The sequence below is a fragment of the Vibrio sp. Vb1574 genome (assembly GCF_033338675.1).
The window spans coordinates 1-1780 of the sequence record NZ_JAWOTC010000120.1 but is presented as its reverse complement, the minus strand read 5'-3'; the positions used below and the strand labels follow the sequence as shown (position 1 = coordinate 1780).

Here is a 1780-nt window from a genome sequence, read left to right as displayed (position 1 = left end):
TTTTTTATACCTAAATTACGTGCCCTACTTTATGAATCAATGCCGCTAAACTTTCTACTTCCAACTTCTTCATTACATTGGAGCGATGAACTTCTATAGTGCGAAGCGAAACACACAGTTGGTTCGCCATATCCTGATTTTTCATCCCTTTAACCACCAGAATCAGTACTTCTTTTTCTCTTCTAGTAAGGCTTTGAAGAGTTAGTTTTGCACTTTGTTTTTCTTGGTTTTTTAGTGAACATTCCATAGCATTATCGATTGCCGCCACTAAAGCATTACCGTCCACAGGCTTTTGAAAAAAGTCCAACGCGCCTTCTTTTAAGGCCTCGACTGCCATTGGAATATCACCATGCCCAGTCAGGTATATAACGCTGATTGGACTACATTGATTACGCATTAGCAGGTGAAGCTCCTGCCCACGCATTTCTGGCATTCGGCTATCCAACAATACACATCCAGCTTGATGCAGATTCACACTCTGTAAGAAATCTTGCCCGTTTGAATAGACATCGACGCTATAACCATAACTTTCTAACATAAAGGCCATTGATTCTAAAACGGGCACTTCATCGTCAACGATATAAAGTGGGCAAAGATTACGACTCATTCTGAGCTTCCTGATATGGTAAAACGATAGTCACTTGACACCCAGATGGGTCAATTGACCTAAAATTGATGGAACCTTGGTGCGCTTCAATTACATCGCGACAAATAGCAAGCCCTAGCCCTAGGCCATTTTCCTTCGTGGTATAAAAAGGCTGATCAAGAGGGGTATTTTGCTCTTCGAGCCCGACCCCGTTATCCATGACATCAATGATGACAACGTCATCACAAAAGCTGACATGGAGATCAACAAACAACTCTTTTTGCGAAGTCGAATGAGCAAGACAGGCATCTTTGGCGTTATTAAGCACATTAATGATCACCTGTTGCAATCCAGTCACATCCGCATAAACGTTTTGTACCTCGCCCGAATACATCACACCTAGTTGGATATTGTGACGTTGGAACTCATAATCCACCAACTTCATTGCATCATTGATGACGGCAGGTAAGTCAACCCAGCTTTTCTCGATTGGCGTCCGGTGAATCAAACTACGTAAACGCTGCACTATGTCACTCGCAGACGTCACTTGTTGTTGAATTTTCTCTATTATCGGCAACATTTCCTCGGGTGTAGTGCCTTGCTCCATCCGCATCTTTGCACCTTGACTGTAGTTTTTAATCGCAGCCAATGGTTGATTAATTTCATGTGCGATACTGCTGCCTAATTCTCCCACAATCGTAATACGTTGAGCGTGTTCCAACATGCTACTCTTGCGACGTAAATCATTGAGGGTAGCTTTCAACTTTTCTCTACTACGTTTGAACGTCCACTCTAGCCAAAAGTGATAGATAGTCAGTAACACCAATGTTAGCAGCGCTGCGATAGCGACTGCTTGGTTTTTATGTAGCCACTCTTGAACCTTTTGCGCCCAAGGTTTCTGTAAGGGATGTAAGTCCAAATGCTTGTAGACTTTATCTACGTTAACGCTAGGCGCAGGTAGCGTCCAACCCACATTGTTGGCAGCAATAGCGGCTGAATGATCTGCAGGCATTGCAAACAGGGTTTGTGCGACCTTTTGCCCAACATCTACTGGAGCACGCTCCGTCATGGCCATGGTCCAATTTGGGTACAGAGGAGTACTAACTGCGCAAACCGAATCAGCAGGTCTTCTTTCGTTGAGCACTCGCAAATTATGCAGCTCTATCTTGCCTTCGGCCGCCATGTTTTCCAGCG

General features: G+C 44.1%; 2 protein-coding genes. Both read right to left on the bottom strand.

Features of this window, described 5'->3' with window-relative positions:
- Nucleotides 1-10: 10 nt before the first annotated feature.
- On the bottom strand, nt 11-607 hold the full coding sequence (locus tag R7O12_RS24035; protein ID WP_005462333.1) for a response regulator transcription factor: 597 nt from the start codon (nt 605-607) through the stop codon (nt 11-13).
- A partial coding sequence (locus tag R7O12_RS24030; RefSeq protein WP_318126551.1) for an ATP-binding protein occupies nt 597-1780 on the bottom strand: 1184 nt, incomplete at its 5' end. The genes R7O12_RS24035 and R7O12_RS24030, both read right to left, overlap by 11 nt.